Raw genomic sequence first — 16,101 nt, forward strand, 5'->3', positions numbered from 1 at the left:
CACCTTGGAGATGTCCAGGTAGCTGGTGGCCGGAGTGTCACCGCCCAGCGCGAACGCCTCATCGGCCGCCCGCACATGCAGAGCGTCCCGGTCGGGATCTGCGTAGACGGCAACACTCGCGATCCCCGCATCCCGGCATGCCCGGGCAACACGGACAGCGATTTCGCCACGGTTGGCGATGAGCACCTTGCGCACGATGGCTCCCTCCTTGAAACAAGCCGAGTTTAGGGACTGCCGACACGGCCTTACGACCCGTCCCCAAGGGTGAGCTTGCCCACACGGAGTGTGATGCGAGGTCCCCTCGTCCCGCGAAAACCCTTGTCGTACCGGAGTACGCAGGGGTCCTGCCCGGCAGCCTAGCCCTCCGGTGTGGCCAAGGTCTCTGTGAGGCCGCGCTGCGGGACGCCCGCATTCTTTGTGGAGTCCCTACGAATGGCCCAATGATTCTTTGCCCGCCGCACAGCCCTTGTCCCGGCGTTTACCGGTGGGTAGCGTGCGCGACAGCTCGACGTACCAGCGGTAACAGAGGGACGAAAGAGGGGTGGGGGCCGTGATGCGCAGACCGGTGGCCTGGGCGGGCGCGATCGTTCTCCTCGCGGAGGCGGTCGGCATCGCGCTCCTCAACTGGTTCCTCGGCCTCGTCGTCGACAAGCAGGAGATGTCGCTGGCGGGCCTCGACCCGCACGCGATGACCGTCTCGACGTGGATCGCGGGTCTCGTCTTCGGCGGCTACCTCGCGCTGTGCGGCGTCATGCTGGCCTTCGTCGGCGGCCGCGACCGCGCCCCCGGCCGCTTCGGGCGCCTCCTGCTGATCAGCTGCGCCGTCGTGCACGGGGTGCTCGGCGCCTTCTGCGTCGGCCTGGTGGGCTGGCTCGCGTTCGCGTTCATGATGGTCGTACTCGGCCTGATCGTGCTGCCGCTGGTGGCCTACGACAGGGTCGGCCGGGCTACGCCCACAACTGCGTGATGCCCACGCCCAGTTGGTCGAGCAGGCGGCGCAGCAGCGGCAGGGAGAGGCCGATCACGTTGCCGTGGTCGCCCTCGATGCCGTCGATGAAGGGTGCCGAGCGGCCGTCCAGCGTGAACGCCCCCGCCACGTGCAGCGGTTCGCCGCTCGCGACGTACGCGGCGATCTCCTCGTCGGAGGGCTCGCCGAAGCGGACCACCGTCGACGCCGTCGCCGACGCGTACTGCCCGGTGGCCGTGTCGTAGACGCAGTGGCCCGTCTGAAGGACGCCCGCGCGCCCGCGCATGGACTTCCAGCGGGCGGTCGCCTCCTCCGCGTCGGCGGGCTTGCCGAGCGCCTGCCCGTCCAGCTCCAGGACCGAGTCGCAGCCGATGACCAGGGCGCCCTTGGCCTCCGGCCGCGCGGCGACCACGGAGGCCTTGGCCTCGGCCAGGGCGAGGGCCAGCTCGGCGGGGGTCGGCGCGGAGACCTTGTCCTCGTCGACGCCGCTGACGATCACCTCGGGTGCCAGCCCCGCCTGCCGGAGCAGACCGAGGCGGGCGGGGGACTGCGAGGCGAGCACGAGACGGCGTGGCTGATCACTCATGCGGTCAGCGTAGGCGCTCGCGGCCTCGGGACGTTCAGTGGATGCCGAGGACGAACATCGCGATCAGCATGGCGAGGGCGAGGACCAGGCCCGCACGGCGCATCTTGGCCTGCATGTCGCGCATGTCCTTGGGCGGGTTGTTCTCGGGGTCCGACCACAGCATGACTCCGATACTGCGGCGGGGCGGGCCGGGGCGCCTGAGTACGCGTACTCAAGTTCCCCCGCCCGGCCCGGCCGGCCGACCCGCGTACCCGATACGACTACGCGGGCCAGTACGTGCGGCCCCACGCCGTGGGACCGGGCGCGGGCAGCCGGTGGCGGGCCACTCGCGCGGGATCGGCCCACGCGTCGGGCGGCGAGGGCGCGCCGGACGGCTGGTTGGCCACCGCCGCGGCGCGCGCCTGGACCACCGCGAGTGCGGCGGCCAGCTCCTCCGGGGTCGGGTTGCCTCGTACGACCTTGATCATGACCGCTCCCTGGGGGGACTGGAGGGGGACAGGGGGCTAGAGGGGGATGTTGCCGTGCTTCTTCGGGGGCAGGGACTCCCGCTTCGTCCGCAGCTGACGCAGTCCGCGTACGAGATGGGAGCGGGTCTCCGACGGCATGATCACGGCGTCGACGTAACCGCGCTCGGCCGCGGCGTACGGGTTGAGCAGGGCGTCCTCGTACTCCTGGATCAGCCGGGCCCGGGTCTCCTCCTGGGCCGCCTCGTCACCCGCCGCGGCGATGGTGCGGCGGTGCAGGACGTTCACCGCGCCCTGCGCGCCCATCACCGCGATCTGCGCGGTCGGCCAGGCGAGGTTCAGGTCGGCGCCCAGGTGCTTGGAGCCCATGACGTCGTAGGCGCCGCCGAAGGCCTTGCGCGTGATGATCGTGATGAGCGGGACGGTGGCCTCGGCGTAGGCGTAGATGAGCTTCGCGCCGCGGCGGATGATGCCCGTGTGCTCCTGCTCGACGCCCGGCAGGAAGCCCGGCACGTCCACGAAGGTCAGGACCGGCACGTTGAAGGCGTCGCAGGTGCGCACGAAGCGGGCGGCCTTCTCGGAGGCGTCGATGTCCAGACAGCCGGCGAACTGCATCGGCTGGTTGGCGACGATGCCCACCGGGTGGCCCTCGACGCGGCCGAAGCCGGTGAGGATGTTCGGCGCGAACAGCGGCTGCGTCTCGAAGAACTCGCTGTCGTCCAGGACGTGTTCGATCACGGTGTGCATGTCGTACGGCTGGTTCGCGCTGTCCGGGATCAGCGTGTCCAGCGCGCGGTCCTCGTCCGTGGGCGTGAGGTCCGCCTCCTCGGGGAAGGCGGGCGGCTCGCTGAGGTTGTTCGAAGGCAGGTACGACAGCAGGGACTTGACGTACTCGATGGCGTCCTTCTCGTCGCCCGCCATGTGGTGCGCCACGCCCGACGTCGAGTTGTGGGTACGAGCGCCGCCCAGCTCCTCGAAGCCGACGTCCTCGCCGGTGACCGTCTTGATGACGTCGGGCCCGGTGATGAACATGTGCGAGGTCTGGTCGACCATCACCGTGAAGTCGGTGATGGCGGGGGAGTAGACCGCGCCGCCCGCGCACGGCCCGACGACCAGGGAGATCTGCGGGATCACCCCGGAGGCGTGGGTGTTGCGGCGGAAGATCTCGCCGTACATGCCGAGGGCCATGACGCCCTCCTGGATGCGGGCGCCGCCGGAGTCGTTGATGCCGATGACCGGGCAGCCGGTCTTCAGCGCGAAGTCCATGACCTTGACGATCTTCTGCCCGAAGACCTCGCCGAGCGCGCCGCCGAAGACGGTGAAGTCCTGCGAGAACACGGCTACGGGGCGGCCGTCGACGGTGCCGTAACCGGTCACCACGCCGTCGCCGTACGGCCGGTTCTTCTCCAGGCCGAACTGGGTCGAGCGGTGCTGCGCGAACTCGTCGAACTCGACGAAGGAGCCCTCGTCGAGCAGCAGGTCGATCCGCTCGCGTGCCGTCAACTTGCCCTTGGCGTGCTGCTTCTCGACCGCGCGGGCCGATCCCGCGTGCGTCGCCTCCTCGATGCGGCGCTGGAGGTCCGCGAGCTTTCCGGCGGTCGTGTGGATGTCGATCTCGGACATAGGGATGCGGCTCCCTGCCTGCTCAAAGGTGCGTATGGCGGCTTACGGCTGGCTACTGCCCCGTAGCGTATCGGCGCGGATACGGTTCGGCAGTGCGGCGTTTACCACACCTAGGGTGGCTTGCATGACGCCGTCAGATGCTGAAGACAATCGCTGGTCCGACCTCGGACGACCGCCCCTGAACGCCGCCTCCCTGCGGCGGACCCTGCTGCGGGAGGGCGGGCTGTGGACCTCTCTGGACGTGGTGCCCGCCACCGGGTCCACCAACACCGACCTCGCGGCGCGGGCCGACGAACTGGCCGAGGGGGCGGTGCTGGTCGCCGAGGAGCAGCGCGCGGGGCGCGGGCGCCTGGACCGGCAGTGGTCGGCGCCGGCCCGCTCCGGGCTCTTCTTCTCCGTCCTGCTCAAGCCCGCGAAGGTGCCGGTCGAGCGGTGGGGGTGGCTGCCGCTGCTCACCGGCGTCGCCGTCGCGACGGGGCTCTCCCGGGTGGCCGGGGTGGACACCGCACTCAAGTGGCCCAACGACCTCCTGGTGACTGTCGGTGAGGAGGAGCGCAAGGCCGGGGGCATCCTCGCCGAGCGGGCCGGCGCGTCCGGCGCGGGCGTCGTCATCGGCATCGGCCTCAACGTGACGCTGCGTGCGGACGAGCTGCCCGTCCCCACGGCCGGTTCCCTCGCGCTCGCCGGGGCGGGCACGACGGACCGGGACCCCTTGCTGCGGGCCGTGCTGCGCTCCCTTGAGCAGTGGTACGGGGTGTGGCGGAAGGCGGACGGCGACCCGGCCGCCTCCCGGCTCCAGGAGGCGTACGCGGCGGGGTGCGCGACGCTGGGCCGACGGGTGCGCGCCGAGCTGCCGGGTGACCGGGCGATCATGGGCGAGGCGGTGGCGGTGGACGGCGACGGCCGCCTGGTCCTCGCCACGGAGCAGGGGATGCAGGAGCCGGTAGGAGCGGGCGACATCATCCACCTGAGGCCGGCCCCGTAAGGGCCCCGCAAGGGGCGCGGGGAACGGCGCGAGCAACCACGACGAACCCGCAGATGTCCCGCAGGGGCCCGCGCGGAACCACCCCGCACAGCACCCAGGCCCCCGGCCAGGAAAGGGCAGGCCCCCGACTCCCGGGGAGTCGGGAGTGAGCTGCGGCACACCTGCCGTAAAGTTGGCGCCGGTCGATACCTGACCGCGGCAGATCGGAAGGGCAGCAGGCGTGACCGTCGATGACACGGGCTCCGGCGCGGGCGCACAGCGCGGCCCCGACGCCGCCGGGACGGACGCCTCCGCGATCCCCGAGGTGGAGGACGACAAGGCGGACGGCGACTCCGCGAAGAACCCCCTCGCCCTCCAGCTCGAACAGCTGATCCTCGGAGCAGACCGCCGCTACACCCCCTTCCAGGCGGCCCGCAGCGCGGGCGTCTCGATGGAGCTGGCGTCCCGCTTCTGGCGAGCCATGGGCTTTCCCGACATCGGCCAGGCCAAGGCGCTCACGGAGGCCGACGTGCTCGCGCTGCGGCGGCTCGCGGGCCTCGTCGAGGCGGGACTGCTGAGCGAGGCCATGGCGGTGCAGGTGGCCCGGTCGACCGGGCAGACCACCGCGCGGCTCGCCGAGTGGCAGATCGACTCCTTCCTGGAGGGTCTCACCGAGCCTCCCGAGCCGGGCATGACCCGCACGGAAGTCACGTATCCGCTCATCGAGCTGCTCCTGCCCGAGCTGGAGGAGTTCCTCGTCTACGTCTGGCGCCGCCAGCTCGCCGCCGCGACGGGCCGCGTCGTGCAGGCCGCCGACGACGAGGAGATGGTCGACCGGCGGCTCGCCGTCGGCTTCGCCGATCTGGTCGGCTTCACGCGGCTGACCCGCCGGATGGAGGAGGAGGAACTCGGCGAACTCGTCGAGGCCTTCGAGACCACCGCCGCGGACCTCGTGGCCGCGCACGGCGGGCGGCTCATCAAGACCCTCGGCGACGAGGTCCTGTACGCCGCCGACGACGCGGGCACGGCCGCGGAGATCGCGCTGCGCCTCATCGAGACCATGGCCAACGACGAGACCATGCCGGAACTGCGCGTCGGGATGGCCTTCGGCACCGTGACGACGCGCATGGGCGACGTCTTCGGTACGACGGTCAACCTCGCGAGCCGCCTCACGTCGATAGCGCCCCGGGACGCCGTCCTGGTGGACGGGGCGTTCGCGGAGGACCTGACGCGCACGGGCGACGCCCCCGCCTCCGAGGCGCAGGCCGCGGAGGCGGCCGCCGCGGCGGAGAAGGAGGGCGAGGACCCGCCGTCCTACCGGTTCGCGCTCCAGCCCATGTGGCAGCGCCCCGTGCGCGGCCTCGGCGTCGTCGAGCCCTGGCTCCTCGCCCGCCGCACGCCCTGATGTGCCCCGCGCACGGACGCCGTGACGCCTCTTCCCGGCGCCGGGCCCGGCTGACATGATCTCCGGGTAACGGTCGTTAACCACGAGGAGGCGTCGGTCATGGGTGACGAGCAGCGGTACGGGGAGTACGTGGCGGTCAGGCGGCACGGTCATGTCGTCGAACTCGTCCTGGACCGCCCCAAGGCCATGAACGCCGTCTCCTCGGAGATGGCCCGCTCCGTCGCCGCCGCCTGCGCCGCCCTGTCCGAGGACCGGGACGCCCGGGTCGTGGTCGTGACGTCCACGCATGAGCGGGCGTTCTGCGTGGGCGCCGACCTCAAGGAGCGGAACTCCCTCAGCGACGCCGAGTTGCTGCGGCAGCGGCCCACCTCCCGGGCCTGCTACACCAGCGTCCTGGAGCTGCCCATGCCGACCGTCGCCGCCGTGCACGGCTTCGCGCTCGGTGGCGGGTTCGAACTCGCGCTCTCCTGCGATGTGATCGTCGCCGACCCGAGCGCGGTCGTCGGGCTGCCCGAGGTGTCCGTCGGCGTCATTCCGGGCGGTGGCGGTACGCAGCTCCTGCCGCGTCGCGTCGGTGCCGCCCGCGCCGCCGAGCTGATCTTCTCGGCGCGGCGCGTGGAGGCGGCCGAGGCGCGGGAGTTGGGGCTGGTCGACCTGCTGGTGGGCGAGGGCGAGGCGCGCACGGAAGCGCTCGCGCTGGGCGCCCGCATGGCCGCCAACTCACCGGTCGGCCTGCGGGCCGCCAAGCGTGCCCTGCGGCTGGGGCACGGCCTCGACCTGCGCGCGGGCCTGGAGGTGGAGGACGCGGCGTGGCGGACGGTGGCGTTCTCGGGCGACCGGGCGGAGGGCGTCGCGGCGTTCAACGAGAAGCGGAAGCCGGAGTGGCCCGGGGAGTAATGAATTATGTCCCGAAGTTCCACATTGCCGTAAACGTCATAGCCTGGAGTGATGGGTGAGGATGTCCGGCTGCGGGCCGTGGTGGAGCTGGCGCAGGGAATGGCCGCCGCGCAGACTCCGCGTGAGTCCTGGCGGGCCGCCGCCCTCGGCGCCTGTCGCGGGCTGAGCGGCAGCTTCGCCGCGCTGTCCGTGTGGGAGCGGGACCTGGGCCGGCTGCGGGTGCTCGTGAACGCGGGCGAACGGGCCGAGGGCGAGGAGGAGTTCCCGGAGGGGGAGGCCTACCCCGTCCACCAGTTCCCGGAGATCACCGAGTTCCTGCACGAGCGCTGGGTGGGCGGCGGCGAGCCGAACGCCTGGGTCGAGACGGCCGAGGGGCCGCGGGGCGGGCACTCCGCGGGCTACTGCCACCAGCGCGTCACGGCGCTGCGCCGCCGCGGCCGGGGCTGCTGTGTGGTCGCGCCGATCGTGCTGCACGGGCGGGCGTGGGGCGAGCTGTATGTGGCCAGGCCGGTGGGGGCGCCCGTCTTCGGCCGGTCCGACGCCGACTTCGCCACCGTCCTCGCGGCGGTGGCCGCCGCCGGGATCGCCCAGACCGAGCGCCTGGAGGAGGCGCGCAGGCTGGCCTTCACCGACGCGCTGACGGGGCTCGCCAACCGGCGGGCGGTGGACCTGCGCCTGGACGAGGCGGTGGAGCGGCACCGCGCCGACGGGGCCGTGGTGAGCCTGGTCGTCTGCGACGTGAACGGTCTCAAGCGGGTCAACGACACCCGGGGCCATGCCGTGGGCGACCGCCTCCTCGAACGCTTCGGCTCGATCCTCTCGCTGTGCGGGGCGATGCTGCCGGGGACGCTGGCGGCGCGGCTCGGCGGCGACGAGTTCTGCCTGCTCTCCGTGGGGCCCACCGCGGATGAGGTGGTGCGGGTCGCCGACGAACTGTGCGTACGGGCGGCCGAGTTGGAGCACGGCGACGGGGTCGCCTGCGGGGTCGCCTCCACCGGGGACCCGATCGGCCCGGTGCGCTCGGCCCGCCGCCTGTTCCGCCTCGCGGACGCGGCCCAGTACCGCGCGAAGGCCGCCCACGCGCCGAAGCCGGTGGTGGCGGGCCGCGAGGGCCCGGCAGGCGCCCAGGACGCGGTGATCCGCCTCGCGGACTCGCCGCCGCGGACGGACGAGCCGGGGGAGCGCCGCAGGTTCCGGGGGCGGGGGACGCCGGGCTGAGGGCCGACCCCCGGGGCAAGCGGCTCGTGTGGACCCGGGGCAAGCGGCTCGGGCGGACCCGGGGTAAGTGGCTCGGGCGGGATCCACCCGTGACACCTGGCGATTCAATCCGTACGCTGCTGAATATGGATATGCACAGCGTGGGCACCGTGGCCCTAGGGACGTCCGGGACGACCGCGGCGGACGTCATCGCCGTCGCGCGGGGGAACGCGCGGATCGAACTGACCGAGGAGGCGCGGAGCGCGCTCGCCGCCTCGCGCGAGATCGTCGACGCGCTCGCGGCCAAGCCCGACCCCGTCTACGGCGTCTCGACCGGCTTCGGCGCCCTGGCCAGCCGCCACATCGGCCCCGACCTCCGCGCCCAGCTCCAGCGCAACATCGTCCGGTCGCACGCCGCCGGCATGGGCCCGCGCGTGGAGCGCGAGGTGGTCCGCGCGCTGATGTTCCTGCGCCTGAAGACGGTCTGCTCGGGCCACACGGGCGTACGCCCCGAGGTCGCGCAGACGATGGCCGACGTCCTCAACGCCGGGATCACCCCGGTCGTCCACGAGTACGGCTCACTCGGCTGCTCCGGCGACCTCGCTCCCCTCAGCCACTGCGCGCTGACGCTGATGGGCGAGGGCGACGCCGAAGGCCCCGACGGCGAGCTGAGGCCCGCGGGCGAGCTGCTCGCCGCGCACGGCATCACCCCGGTCGAGCTGCGCGAGAAGGAGGGCCTGGCCCTCCTGAACGGCACCGACGGCATGCTGGGGATGCTCGTCATGGCCCTCGCCGACCTGGAGAACCTCTACAAGTCGGCCGACGTCACGGCGGCCCTCACCCTCGAAGCCCTGCTCGGCACGGACAAGGTCCTCGCCCCCGAGCTGCACGCCATCCGCCCGCACCCGGGCCAGGCCGCGTCCGCCGCCAACATGCTCGCGGTCCTCGCCGGTTCGGGCCTCACCGGCCACCACCAGGACGACGCGCCGCGCGTCCAGGACGCGTACTCGGTGCGCTGCGCCCCGCAGGTCGCGGGCGCCGGCCGCGACACCATGGCGCACGCCCGCACGGTCGCCGAACGCGAGCTGGCCGCCGCCGTCGACAACCCCGTCGTGCTGCCCGACGGACGGGTGGAGTCCAACGGCAACTTCCACGGCGCCCCGGTCGCGTACGTCCTCGACTTCCTCGCGATCGCCGCCGCCGACCTCGGCTCGATCGCCGAACGTCGCACGGACCGCCTCCTCGACAAGAACCGCTCGCACGGCCTGCCGCCCTTCCTCGCGGACGACGCGGGCGTCGACTCGGGCCTGATGATCGCCCAGTACACGCAGGCGGCCCTGGTCAGCGAGATGAAGCGGCTCGCGGTCCCCGCCTCGGCCGACTCCATCCCGTCCTCCGCCATGCAGGAGGACCACGTCTCCATGGGCTGGTCGGCCGCGCGCAAACTGCGTACGGCCGTCGACAACTTGACCCGCATCGTGGCGATCGAGCTGTACGCCGCCACGCGCGCCGTCGAACTGCGCGAGGGCCTCACCCCGGCCCCCGCCACCCGCGCGGTCATCGAGGCCGTCCGCAAGGCGGGCGTCGAGGGGCCGGGCCCGGACCGCTTCCTCGCCCCGGACCTGGCGGCGGCGGACGCGTTCGTCCGCTCGGGCGCACTGCTCGCGGCGGTGGAGCCGGTCACCGGGCCGCTGGCCTAGAGCGCACTCCGACCGGCAGGCCCCCGCACAGGGCCTGCCGGATGCGGGGCGTGGGCGTGCTCCAGGGGCGCGTCGACCACCGGCAGCGCGTGCAGGGCCGCCTGCCGGGCGAGCCAGTGGGAGTACGACGGCCCGCACCTCGCGCCCGGCCGCGGCGCCCTCGGGGTCCAGGGCCTCGGCGGTGGCGATCTGTAGGTCCAGGACCGTGGTGACCACCCGGACCGCGGCGACCACGTCGTCGAATTCGACGACGAACGCCTACGACTCCTCGGCCAGTTGGGCGGCGGCCCGGCTCTTGCCGATACCGGACACGCGGCCGTTCAGTACGCCGCGCCGCGCGCCGCGGCCGACCGCTCCCTGCGTACGGAGTAGGCGACGAAGCCCGCTCCCAGGCCGAGGAACGCCGTCCCGCCGACCACGTACGGAGTCGTGTCGAAGCCGCCGGTGTCCGCGAGGCGGCCGGTGGACGCGGTCGTCTCGTGGTGGGGTGCCGCCGAGGTCGCGGGGCTGTTGTCCCGGGCGCTCTCGTGCGGCCCGGTGGAGGTCGCGTTCGCGGAGGGGACGAACCACAGGGCGCCGAGGAGGGCTCCTGCGGCGGTGGCGGTCAGCATGGATCGACGTGCGGACACGGAATCGGATCCCCCTTGTGGTGCTGGCGAATTGGCCGTGTGGGCCGATGGTAGTGAAAGGCGCGGGTCGCGGGAAAGTCGCGGGGGAGGCGGGCCGTACGCTCCCTCGTATGACTGGAGACGAGACATCACGGTTTGTACGGCTGCGGGTTGAAATGGTGGTCGAGGTGGAGGACGCCGGGAAACTGACCGGCGCGGCGCTCGGGCGCATCGCGGAGGACGAGCGGATGCCCGCCGAGGAGCGCGCGCACGCCGAGGCCGCCGTCAAGGAGGACGGCGCCGAGGCGCTCGCCTATCTGGTGGATCCGTTCGACCTGGTCAGCGAGGTCCCCGGGATCGAGCTGACCCAGGCGTCGTGGAGCAGCGAGATGATCGACTACGACCCCGATTCGCCGGACTGGGACCCGGACGAGGATGATGACGACGAGGACGACGAGTTGGTGTAGACCGGCAGCACGCTCCGGATCGGGCGACCTGGATCAGGCGATCCGGATTAGCCGATCCGGAATCGGGGACCCCGGACAGCGACCGCCGTCCGGGGTCCCGCCTCGTCCCGCCCCGGCACGGTGATCGGTTTTCCCGCGGGCGGTCCCATGCCGCACAGTGGTGGCAGGGGGCGGTTCCAGTACCGCGGAGGTGGTGTTCCCCACATTCCGCGCGGTAGTGGAACGGGACGAACCGGGCAGGACGTTATGCGGGGTTACGAGGGACTCTCGGGGGCGGGCCGGGGATCCGGCGGCTTTCGGGGATTCGGCAACTATGGAGATGCGTGTGATGACGGACAGTAGGCGTCGCAAGCCGGGACGCGGACGCAAGGGCCTGGCGGCCGTGTCCGCTCTCGTCGGCGGCGTGCTCGTGCTCTCGGCGTGCAACGGCGACGACGGCGACAAGGCCTCCGGCGGCAAGGAGTCGCAGAACCAGGTCGACGAGGCGGCGGCCAAGAAGACCTCCGCCGCCCAGATCAGGATCGCGCCGAAGAACGGCTCCGACAACGCCAGCATCAACAGCGCGGCCAAGGTCACGGTGAGCGAGGGCACGCTCACCGCCGTGACCATGAAGAGCGCCGAGGGCAAGGCCGTGGCCGGTCAGATATCCGCTGACAAGAAGAGCTGGAAGCCCAGCGCCCAGCTCGAACGCGCCACGAAGTACAAGATCTCGGCCACCGCCACGGACTCCGAGGGCCGCAAGGCGCACGAGAACTCGACGTTCACGACCGTCTCGCCGGCCAACAGCTTCATCGGCAACTTCACGCCGGAGAACGGCTCCACGGTCGGCGTCGGCATGCCCGTGTCGATCAACTTCGACAAGGGCATCACGAACAAGAAGGAAGTCCAGTCCGCGATCAAGGTGTCGTCCACCAGCGGCCAGGAGATCGCCGGCCACTGGTTCGGCAACAACCGCCTGGACTTCCGCCCCGAGGAGTACTGGAAGGGCAACTCCACCGTCACGCTCAAGATGAGCCTCGACGGCGTCGAGGGTGCCGACGGTGTCTACGGCGTGCAGCAGAAGACCGTCCAGTTCAAGATCGGGCGTAACCAGGTCTCCATCGTCGACGCCAAGACGAAGACGATGAAGGTCACGCGGGACGGCAAGGTCGTGAAGACCATCCCGATCTCGGCGGGCTCGCCGGAGAACAAGACGTACAACGGCAAGATGGTGATCTCCGAGATGTTCAAGGAGACCCGCATGGACGGCGCGACCGTCGGCTTCAAGGACGGCGACGGCAAGGGCGAGTACGACATCAAGGACGTGCCGCACGCCATGCGCCTGTCCTCGTCGGGCACGTTCATCCACGGCAACTACTGGGGCTCGCCGTCGATCTTCGGCAATGCCAACACCAGCCACGGCTGCATCGGCCTCGAGGACGCCAAGGGCGCGGGCGACAAGAGCAAGCCCGGCGCGTGGTTCTTCGACAACACCATCACCGGTGACGTCGTCGACGTCCGCAACACCGGCGACAAGACCATCGCCCCGGACAACGGCCTGAACGGCTGGAACATGGACTGGGCGCAGTGGAAGGCCGGCTCCGCCGTCTGATTGCGCACGGTCGTACGCACGTGACCGCGGCCCGCACCCCGACCGGGGCGCGGGCCGCAGTCACGTCCCGGTAACAACCCTCTGGCACCAACTCTCCACTTACTCCCCACTATTGAGCAGATGTTCGACTCTGGGCATACTTCGCTCATCGAGGGGCGACAGCCCCTGTGACTCCAGGGGGAGACTTGCACAGACAAGTGAAGAGAGCGTGCGGGGCCGGCATCGCCGCGGCGGTCGCCGTCGCACTCGCGGCGGGCATGACCAGCCCGGCCGGCGCGCAGCCCATACCGGCGGGGGACGCGATCGGCGCGCAGGGCGCGGCCGGGGGCAAGCAGCGCGTCACGCTGATCACCGGCGACCGGGCCGTCGTGGACGCCAAGGGCCGCGTGGTCGGCCTTGAGCGCGCCAAGGGGCGGGAGCACATCCCCGTACAGGTGCGGCGCAGCGGCGGGCACACGCTGCTGATACCCGCCGACGCGCAGCGTCTGATAGCCGACGGCAAGATCGACCAGCGGCTGTTCGACGTCACCGAGCTGAACAGCAAGCGCAACCGCGCGGCCCAGAAGAAGGGCCTCAAACTCATCGTCGGCTACAAGGGAGCCGCGGCCGGCGCCAAGGCCGACGTCCGCTCCGCCGGTGACACCACGGTCCGCAGGACCCTGAAGTCGCTGAACGCCGACGCGGTCACCACCCCGAAGGACGACGCCGCCGACCTGTGGGCCGCGCTCACCAGCGGCAAGGGCGACGCCCGCACCGCCGCGTCCGGCGTGAGCCACGTCTGGCTCGACGGCGTCCGCAAGGCGAGCCTCGACAAGAGCGTCAAGCAGATCGGCGCCGACAAGGCGTGGGCCGCCGGGTACGACGGCAAGGGCGTCAAGATCGCGGTGCTCGACACCGGCGTCGACTCCACCCACCCGGACCTCAAGGGCCAGGTGGTCGGCGAGAAGAACTTCACGCCGTCGCCCGACGCCAAGGACCGCTACGGCCACGGCACGCACGTCGCGTCCACCGCCGCCGGTACCGGCGCCAAGTCGGGCGGCAAGCTCAAGGGCGTCGCGCCCGCCGCCAAGCTCCTCAGCGGCAAGGTCCTCGGCGACGACGGCTACGGCGAGGACTCCGGCATCATCGCGGCCATGGACTGGGCGGTGGCCGAGGGCGCGGACATCGTCAACCTCAGCCTCGGCGGCGGCGACACCCCGGGTGTCGACCCGCTCGAAGCGCAGGTCGACAAGCTCTCCGCGGACAAGGGCATCCTCTTCGCGATCTCCGCGGGCAACGACGGCGAGCCCGGTTCCGTCGGCTCGCCGGGCAGCGCCGACTCCGCGCTGACCGTCGGCGCGGTCGACGACAACGACAAGCTGGCGGACTTCTCCAGCCAGGGCCCGCGGGTCGGCGACGGCGCGATCAAGCCCGATGTGACGGCTCCCGGTGTGGACATCACCGCGGCCGCCGCTCCGGGCAGCGTCATCGAACAGGAGGTCGGCCAGAAGCCGGAGGGCTATCTGACGATCTCCGGTACGTCGATGGCGACCCCGCACGTCGCGGGCGCCGCCGCGCTGCTCAAGCAGCAGCACCCCGACTGGAAGTACGCCGAGCTGAAGGGCGCTCTGACCGCGTCCACGAAGGACGGCAAGTACACGCCGTTCCAGCAGGGCTCGGGCCGTATCGCCGTCGACAAGGCCATCAAGCAGACCGTCTACGCCGACCCGGTGTCGGTGAACTTCGGCGCGCAGCAGTGGCCGCACACCGACGACAAGCCGGTCACCAAGAAGGTGACGTACAAGAACGCCGGAAAGGACGACATCACCCTCGACCTGACCGTCTCCGGCAAGGACCCCAAGGGCCGCACGGCTCCGGCCGGTTTCTTCGCCCTCGGCGCCAAGAAGGTGACCGTCCCCGCGGGCGGCTCGGCCTCGGTCGACCTGACCGCCGACTCCAAGCGGGGCGCCGCCCTCGACGGCACGTACTCCGCGTACGTCGTGGCGAGCGGTGGCGGGCAGTCCGTGCGGACGGCCGCCGTCGTCGAGAACGAGGTGGAGTCGTACGACCTGACGCTCAAGTTCATCGGCCGGGACGGCGCTCCCGCCACGTCCTACGACGGTGACCTGGAGGGCGTCTCCGGGCTCGCCAAGGACAAGTCCTACAACCCGTTCGACGCGTCCGGCACCGTCAAGGTGCGGGTGCCCAAGGGCGGCTACATCCTGAACTCCGGGATCTACGTGGACCCGGAGGACTTCACCAAGGGTGCCGACTGGATCGCGCAGCCCAAGCTGAGCATCACCAAGGACACCACGGTGACGCTGGACGCGCGGACGACGAAGCCGGTGGACATCACCGTGCCGGCGGCCGGCGCCAAGATGGGGTTCGCCGCTCCGGACTACACGGTCGACACCCCGCAGGCGAACTACAGCTTCGGCTGGTGGCTCGACTCGTACACCAACTTCCGTACGAAGCACCAGGGCGCGCAGGTCACCGACGGCTCGCTGTTCCAGCAGTGGACCGGGCACTGGACCAAGGGCGACGAAACTGAGTACGACATCGTCACCGGCGGCAAGGTCAAGGAGGTCGCGACCGGGTACACCAGGCACTTCAAGGCGGCCGAGCTGGCCAAGGCGAAGGTGAACGTCGGCGCGCCGTCCTCGGGCAAGAAGGGCGCGCTGAGAGCCATGGGCAGCATCCCGAGCAACGGCAGCGGCTCCTCGATCGGTCTGCCGCGCCCGTTGCCGACCACCCGGACGCTGTACCTGTCCACCGTGGACAAGGCGCAGTGGGAGATCGACCTGGAGCAGTACGGGACCGACGCCGACGGCCAAACGATCATCGATGCCGTCTACACGCTCGGCGCCCCGCAGGTCTTCAAGGGCGGCCAGAGCTACGAGAAGACCTTTAACACGGCCGTGTTCGGGCCGCGTCTCGGCGGCGACTTCGGTGTCTTCCGTGAGGGCAACGAGATCGGGGGCTACCTGCCGCTGTTCGCCGACGGCAAGGGCCACGCGGGTTCCTCGCTCTACACGTCGGTGAAGACCACGCTGTACCGCAACGGCACCAAGGTCGGCGAGAACGACGACCCGCTGGTCGGCGGCGCGCCGTTCAAGGTGTCCTCGGGCGATGCCGCGTACGAGCTGAAGACGTCCGTGAAGCGCAGTGTGAAGGTGGCCGCCGCCAGCACCCGCGTCGACGCGAGCTTCAAGTTCCGCTCCAAGAAGGTGGACAGCGCGAAGCTCCCGGCCTCCACGGTGCGGTTCAGTCCGGCGGTCGATCTGCGCAGCAGGGCGGAGGCCGACAAGACGCAGTCCGTGCCGGTCACGGTCCAGGGTGCGGCGGCCGGCGCGAACCTCAAGTCGCTGTACGTCTACGTCTCGTACGACTACGGCCAGACCTGGAAACAGGTCAAGGTGGTCAACGGCAAGATCTCGGTGAAGAACCCCGGGAAGGACAAGGGGATCTCCTTCCACGCCAAGATCACGGACAAGAAGGGCAACAAGTCGAAGGTCACGATCCTCAACGCCTATTACGGCAAATGACCGTCTAACGCCGCGCCGAAGCCGGTCGCTGGTCTGGTCTGTCCGGGCCGCTGCGGGAAAACCGTGGCGGCCCGGACGGGGAATGTCTGACCGGGAGAGGGATGCACG

Annotated in this window: 15 protein-coding genes; 9 read left to right on the forward strand and 6 right to left on the reverse strand. The window is 71.2% G+C overall.

What is annotated here, in order from left to right; all coding sequences use genetic code 11:
* Positions 1–195, reverse strand: a 195-nt coding sequence (locus tag IG54_RS38275) for a biotin carboxylase N-terminal domain-containing protein (protein ID WP_037897644.1), incomplete at its 3' end; no start/stop codon positions are given.
* Between the two features lie 358 nt (positions 196–553).
* Between IG54_RS38275 and IG54_RS0124675 the strand changes: the two genes are divergently transcribed.
* Positions 554–967 carry a hypothetical protein gene (locus IG54_RS0124675; RefSeq protein WP_234336335.1) on the forward strand — a complete coding sequence of 138 codons (414 nt, stop codon included), beginning with the start codon at positions 554–556 and terminating at the stop codon, positions 965–967.
* Here IG54_RS0124675 and IG54_RS0124680 read toward each other — a convergent pair.
* The 4 genes from IG54_RS0124680 to IG54_RS0124695 all read right to left on the reverse strand — a co-directional run bounded on the left by IG54_RS0124680 (position 948) and on the right by IG54_RS0124695 (position 3,640).
* Positions 948–1,553, reverse strand: a complete 606-nt coding sequence (locus IG54_RS0124680; protein ID WP_030788479.1) for a nucleoside triphosphate pyrophosphatase — start codon at positions 1,551–1,553, stop codon at positions 948–950. The two genes, IG54_RS0124675 and IG54_RS0124680, sit on opposite strands and share 20 nt — an antisense overlap.
* 34 nt (positions 1,554–1,587) lie before the next feature.
* Entirely contained in the window at positions 1,588–1,716 is a 129-nt protein-coding gene (mmpB, locus tag IG54_RS43480; RefSeq protein ID WP_267883665.1) for a morphogenic membrane protein MmpB, read from the reverse strand.
* Between the two features lie 97 nt (positions 1,717–1,813).
* On the reverse strand, positions 1,814–2,020 hold the full coding sequence (locus tag IG54_RS0124690) for an acyl-CoA carboxylase subunit epsilon (protein WP_030788482.1): 207 nt from the start codon (positions 2,018–2,020) through the stop codon (positions 1,814–1,816).
* Between the two features lie 36 nt (positions 2,021–2,056).
* The gene (locus IG54_RS0124695) at positions 2,057–3,640 is read right to left on the reverse strand and encodes an acyl-CoA carboxylase subunit beta (protein ID WP_030788485.1); all 1,584 of its coding nucleotides are present in this window, start codon (positions 3,638–3,640) and stop codon (positions 2,057–2,059) included.
* A 124-nt stretch (positions 3,641–3,764) separates the two neighbouring features.
* Between IG54_RS0124695 and IG54_RS0124700 the strand changes: the two genes are divergently transcribed.
* From IG54_RS0124700 to hutH, 5 genes are all read left to right on the forward strand, one after another.
* Positions 3,765–4,625: a biotin--[acetyl-CoA-carboxylase] ligase gene (locus tag IG54_RS0124700; RefSeq protein WP_030788488.1), complete on the forward strand. Its 861-nt coding sequence runs from the start codon at positions 3,765–3,767 to the stop codon at positions 4,623–4,625.
* A gap of 220 nt (positions 4,626–4,845) precedes the next feature.
* Positions 4,846–6,009, forward strand: a complete 1,164-nt coding sequence (locus IG54_RS0124705) for an adenylate/guanylate cyclase domain-containing protein (protein ID WP_030788491.1) — start codon at positions 4,846–4,848, stop codon at positions 6,007–6,009.
* A 99-nt stretch (positions 6,010–6,108) separates the two neighbouring features.
* Entirely contained in the window at positions 6,109–6,906 is a 798-nt protein-coding gene (locus IG54_RS0124710) for an enoyl-CoA hydratase/isomerase family protein (protein ID WP_030788494.1), read from the forward strand.
* 51 nt (positions 6,907–6,957) lie between these two features.
* Positions 6,958–8,124: a GGDEF domain-containing protein gene (locus IG54_RS0124715; protein WP_030788497.1), complete on the forward strand. Its 1,167-nt coding sequence runs from the start codon at positions 6,958–6,960 to the stop codon at positions 8,122–8,124.
* Positions 8,125–8,264: 140 nt separating this feature from the next.
* On the forward strand, positions 8,265–9,803 hold the full coding sequence (gene hutH / locus IG54_RS0124720) for a histidine ammonia-lyase (RefSeq protein ID WP_420712279.1): 1,539 nt from the start codon (positions 8,265–8,267) through the stop codon (positions 9,801–9,803).
* Positions 9,804–10,123: 320 nt separating this feature from the next.
* Here hutH and IG54_RS0124725 read toward each other — a convergent pair whose 3' ends face one another.
* Positions 10,124–10,414, reverse strand: a complete 291-nt coding sequence (locus IG54_RS0124725; RefSeq protein ID WP_030788503.1) for an LPXTG cell wall anchor domain-containing protein — start codon at positions 10,412–10,414, stop codon at positions 10,124–10,126.
* Positions 10,415–10,542: 128 nt separating this feature from the next.
* Here IG54_RS0124725 and IG54_RS0124730 point away from each other — a divergent pair, with 128 nt between their 5' ends.
* The 3 genes from IG54_RS0124730 to IG54_RS0124740 all read left to right on the forward strand — a co-directional run bounded on the left by IG54_RS0124730 (position 10,543) and on the right by IG54_RS0124740 (position 15,993).
* A complete protein-coding gene (locus tag IG54_RS0124730) occupies positions 10,543–10,878 on the forward strand; it encodes a hypothetical protein (protein WP_030788505.1) in 336 nt (111 codons plus the stop codon).
* Positions 10,879–11,206: 328 nt separating this feature from the next.
* Positions 11,207–12,469 carry a L,D-transpeptidase gene (locus IG54_RS0124735; protein WP_030788508.1) on the forward strand — a complete coding sequence of 421 codons (1,263 nt, stop codon included), beginning with the start codon at positions 11,207–11,209 and terminating at the stop codon, positions 12,467–12,469.
* Positions 12,470–12,666: 197 nt separating this feature from the next.
* Positions 12,667–15,993, forward strand: coding sequence for a S8 family peptidase (locus IG54_RS0124740; protein WP_030788510.1), 3,327 nt, complete (start codon positions 12,667–12,669; stop codon positions 15,991–15,993).
* Positions 15,994–16,101: the final 108 nt, after the last annotated feature.

It is taken from the genome of Streptomyces sp. NRRL S-920 (assembly GCF_000717945.1).
GTDB lineage: Bacteria > Actinomycetota > Actinomycetes > Streptomycetales > Streptomycetaceae > Streptomyces > Streptomyces alboniger.

What these genes read in the sequence shown, in the direction of transcription:
- IG54_RS0124675 (WP_234336335.1), top strand. Translation starts at nt 554, where the DNA reads ATGCGCAGACCGGTGGCCTGGGCGGGCGCGATCGTTCTCCTCGCGGAG.
- IG54_RS0124680 (WP_030788479.1), bottom strand. Translation starts at nt 1,553, where the DNA reads ATGAGTGATCAGCCACGCCGTCTCGTGCTCGCCTCGCAGTCCCCCGCC.
- mmpB (WP_267883665.1), bottom strand. Translation starts at nt 1,716, where the DNA reads ATGCTGTGGTCGGACCCCGAGAACAACCCGCCCAAGGACATGCGCGAC.
- IG54_RS0124690 (WP_030788482.1), bottom strand. Translation starts at nt 2,020, where the DNA reads ATGATCAAGGTCGTACGAGGCAACCCGACCCCGGAGGAGCTGGCCGCC.
- IG54_RS0124695 (WP_030788485.1), bottom strand. Translation starts at nt 3,640, where the DNA reads ATGTCCGAGATCGACATCCACACGACCGCCGGAAAGCTCGCGGACCTC.
- IG54_RS0124700 (WP_030788488.1), top strand. Translation starts at nt 3,765, where the DNA reads ATGACGCCGTCAGATGCTGAAGACAATCGCTGGTCCGACCTCGGACGA.
- IG54_RS0124710 (WP_030788494.1), top strand. Translation starts at nt 6,109, where the DNA reads ATGGGTGACGAGCAGCGGTACGGGGAGTACGTGGCGGTCAGGCGGCAC.
- IG54_RS0124715 (WP_030788497.1), top strand. Translation starts at nt 6,958, where the DNA reads ATGGGTGAGGATGTCCGGCTGCGGGCCGTGGTGGAGCTGGCGCAGGGA.
- IG54_RS0124725 (WP_030788503.1), bottom strand. Translation starts at nt 10,414, where the DNA reads ATGCTGACCGCCACCGCCGCAGGAGCCCTCCTCGGCGCCCTGTGGTTC.
- IG54_RS0124730 (WP_030788505.1), top strand. Translation starts at nt 10,543, where the DNA reads ATGACTGGAGACGAGACATCACGGTTTGTACGGCTGCGGGTTGAAATG.
- IG54_RS0124735 (WP_030788508.1), top strand. Translation starts at nt 11,207, where the DNA reads ATGACGGACAGTAGGCGTCGCAAGCCGGGACGCGGACGCAAGGGCCTG.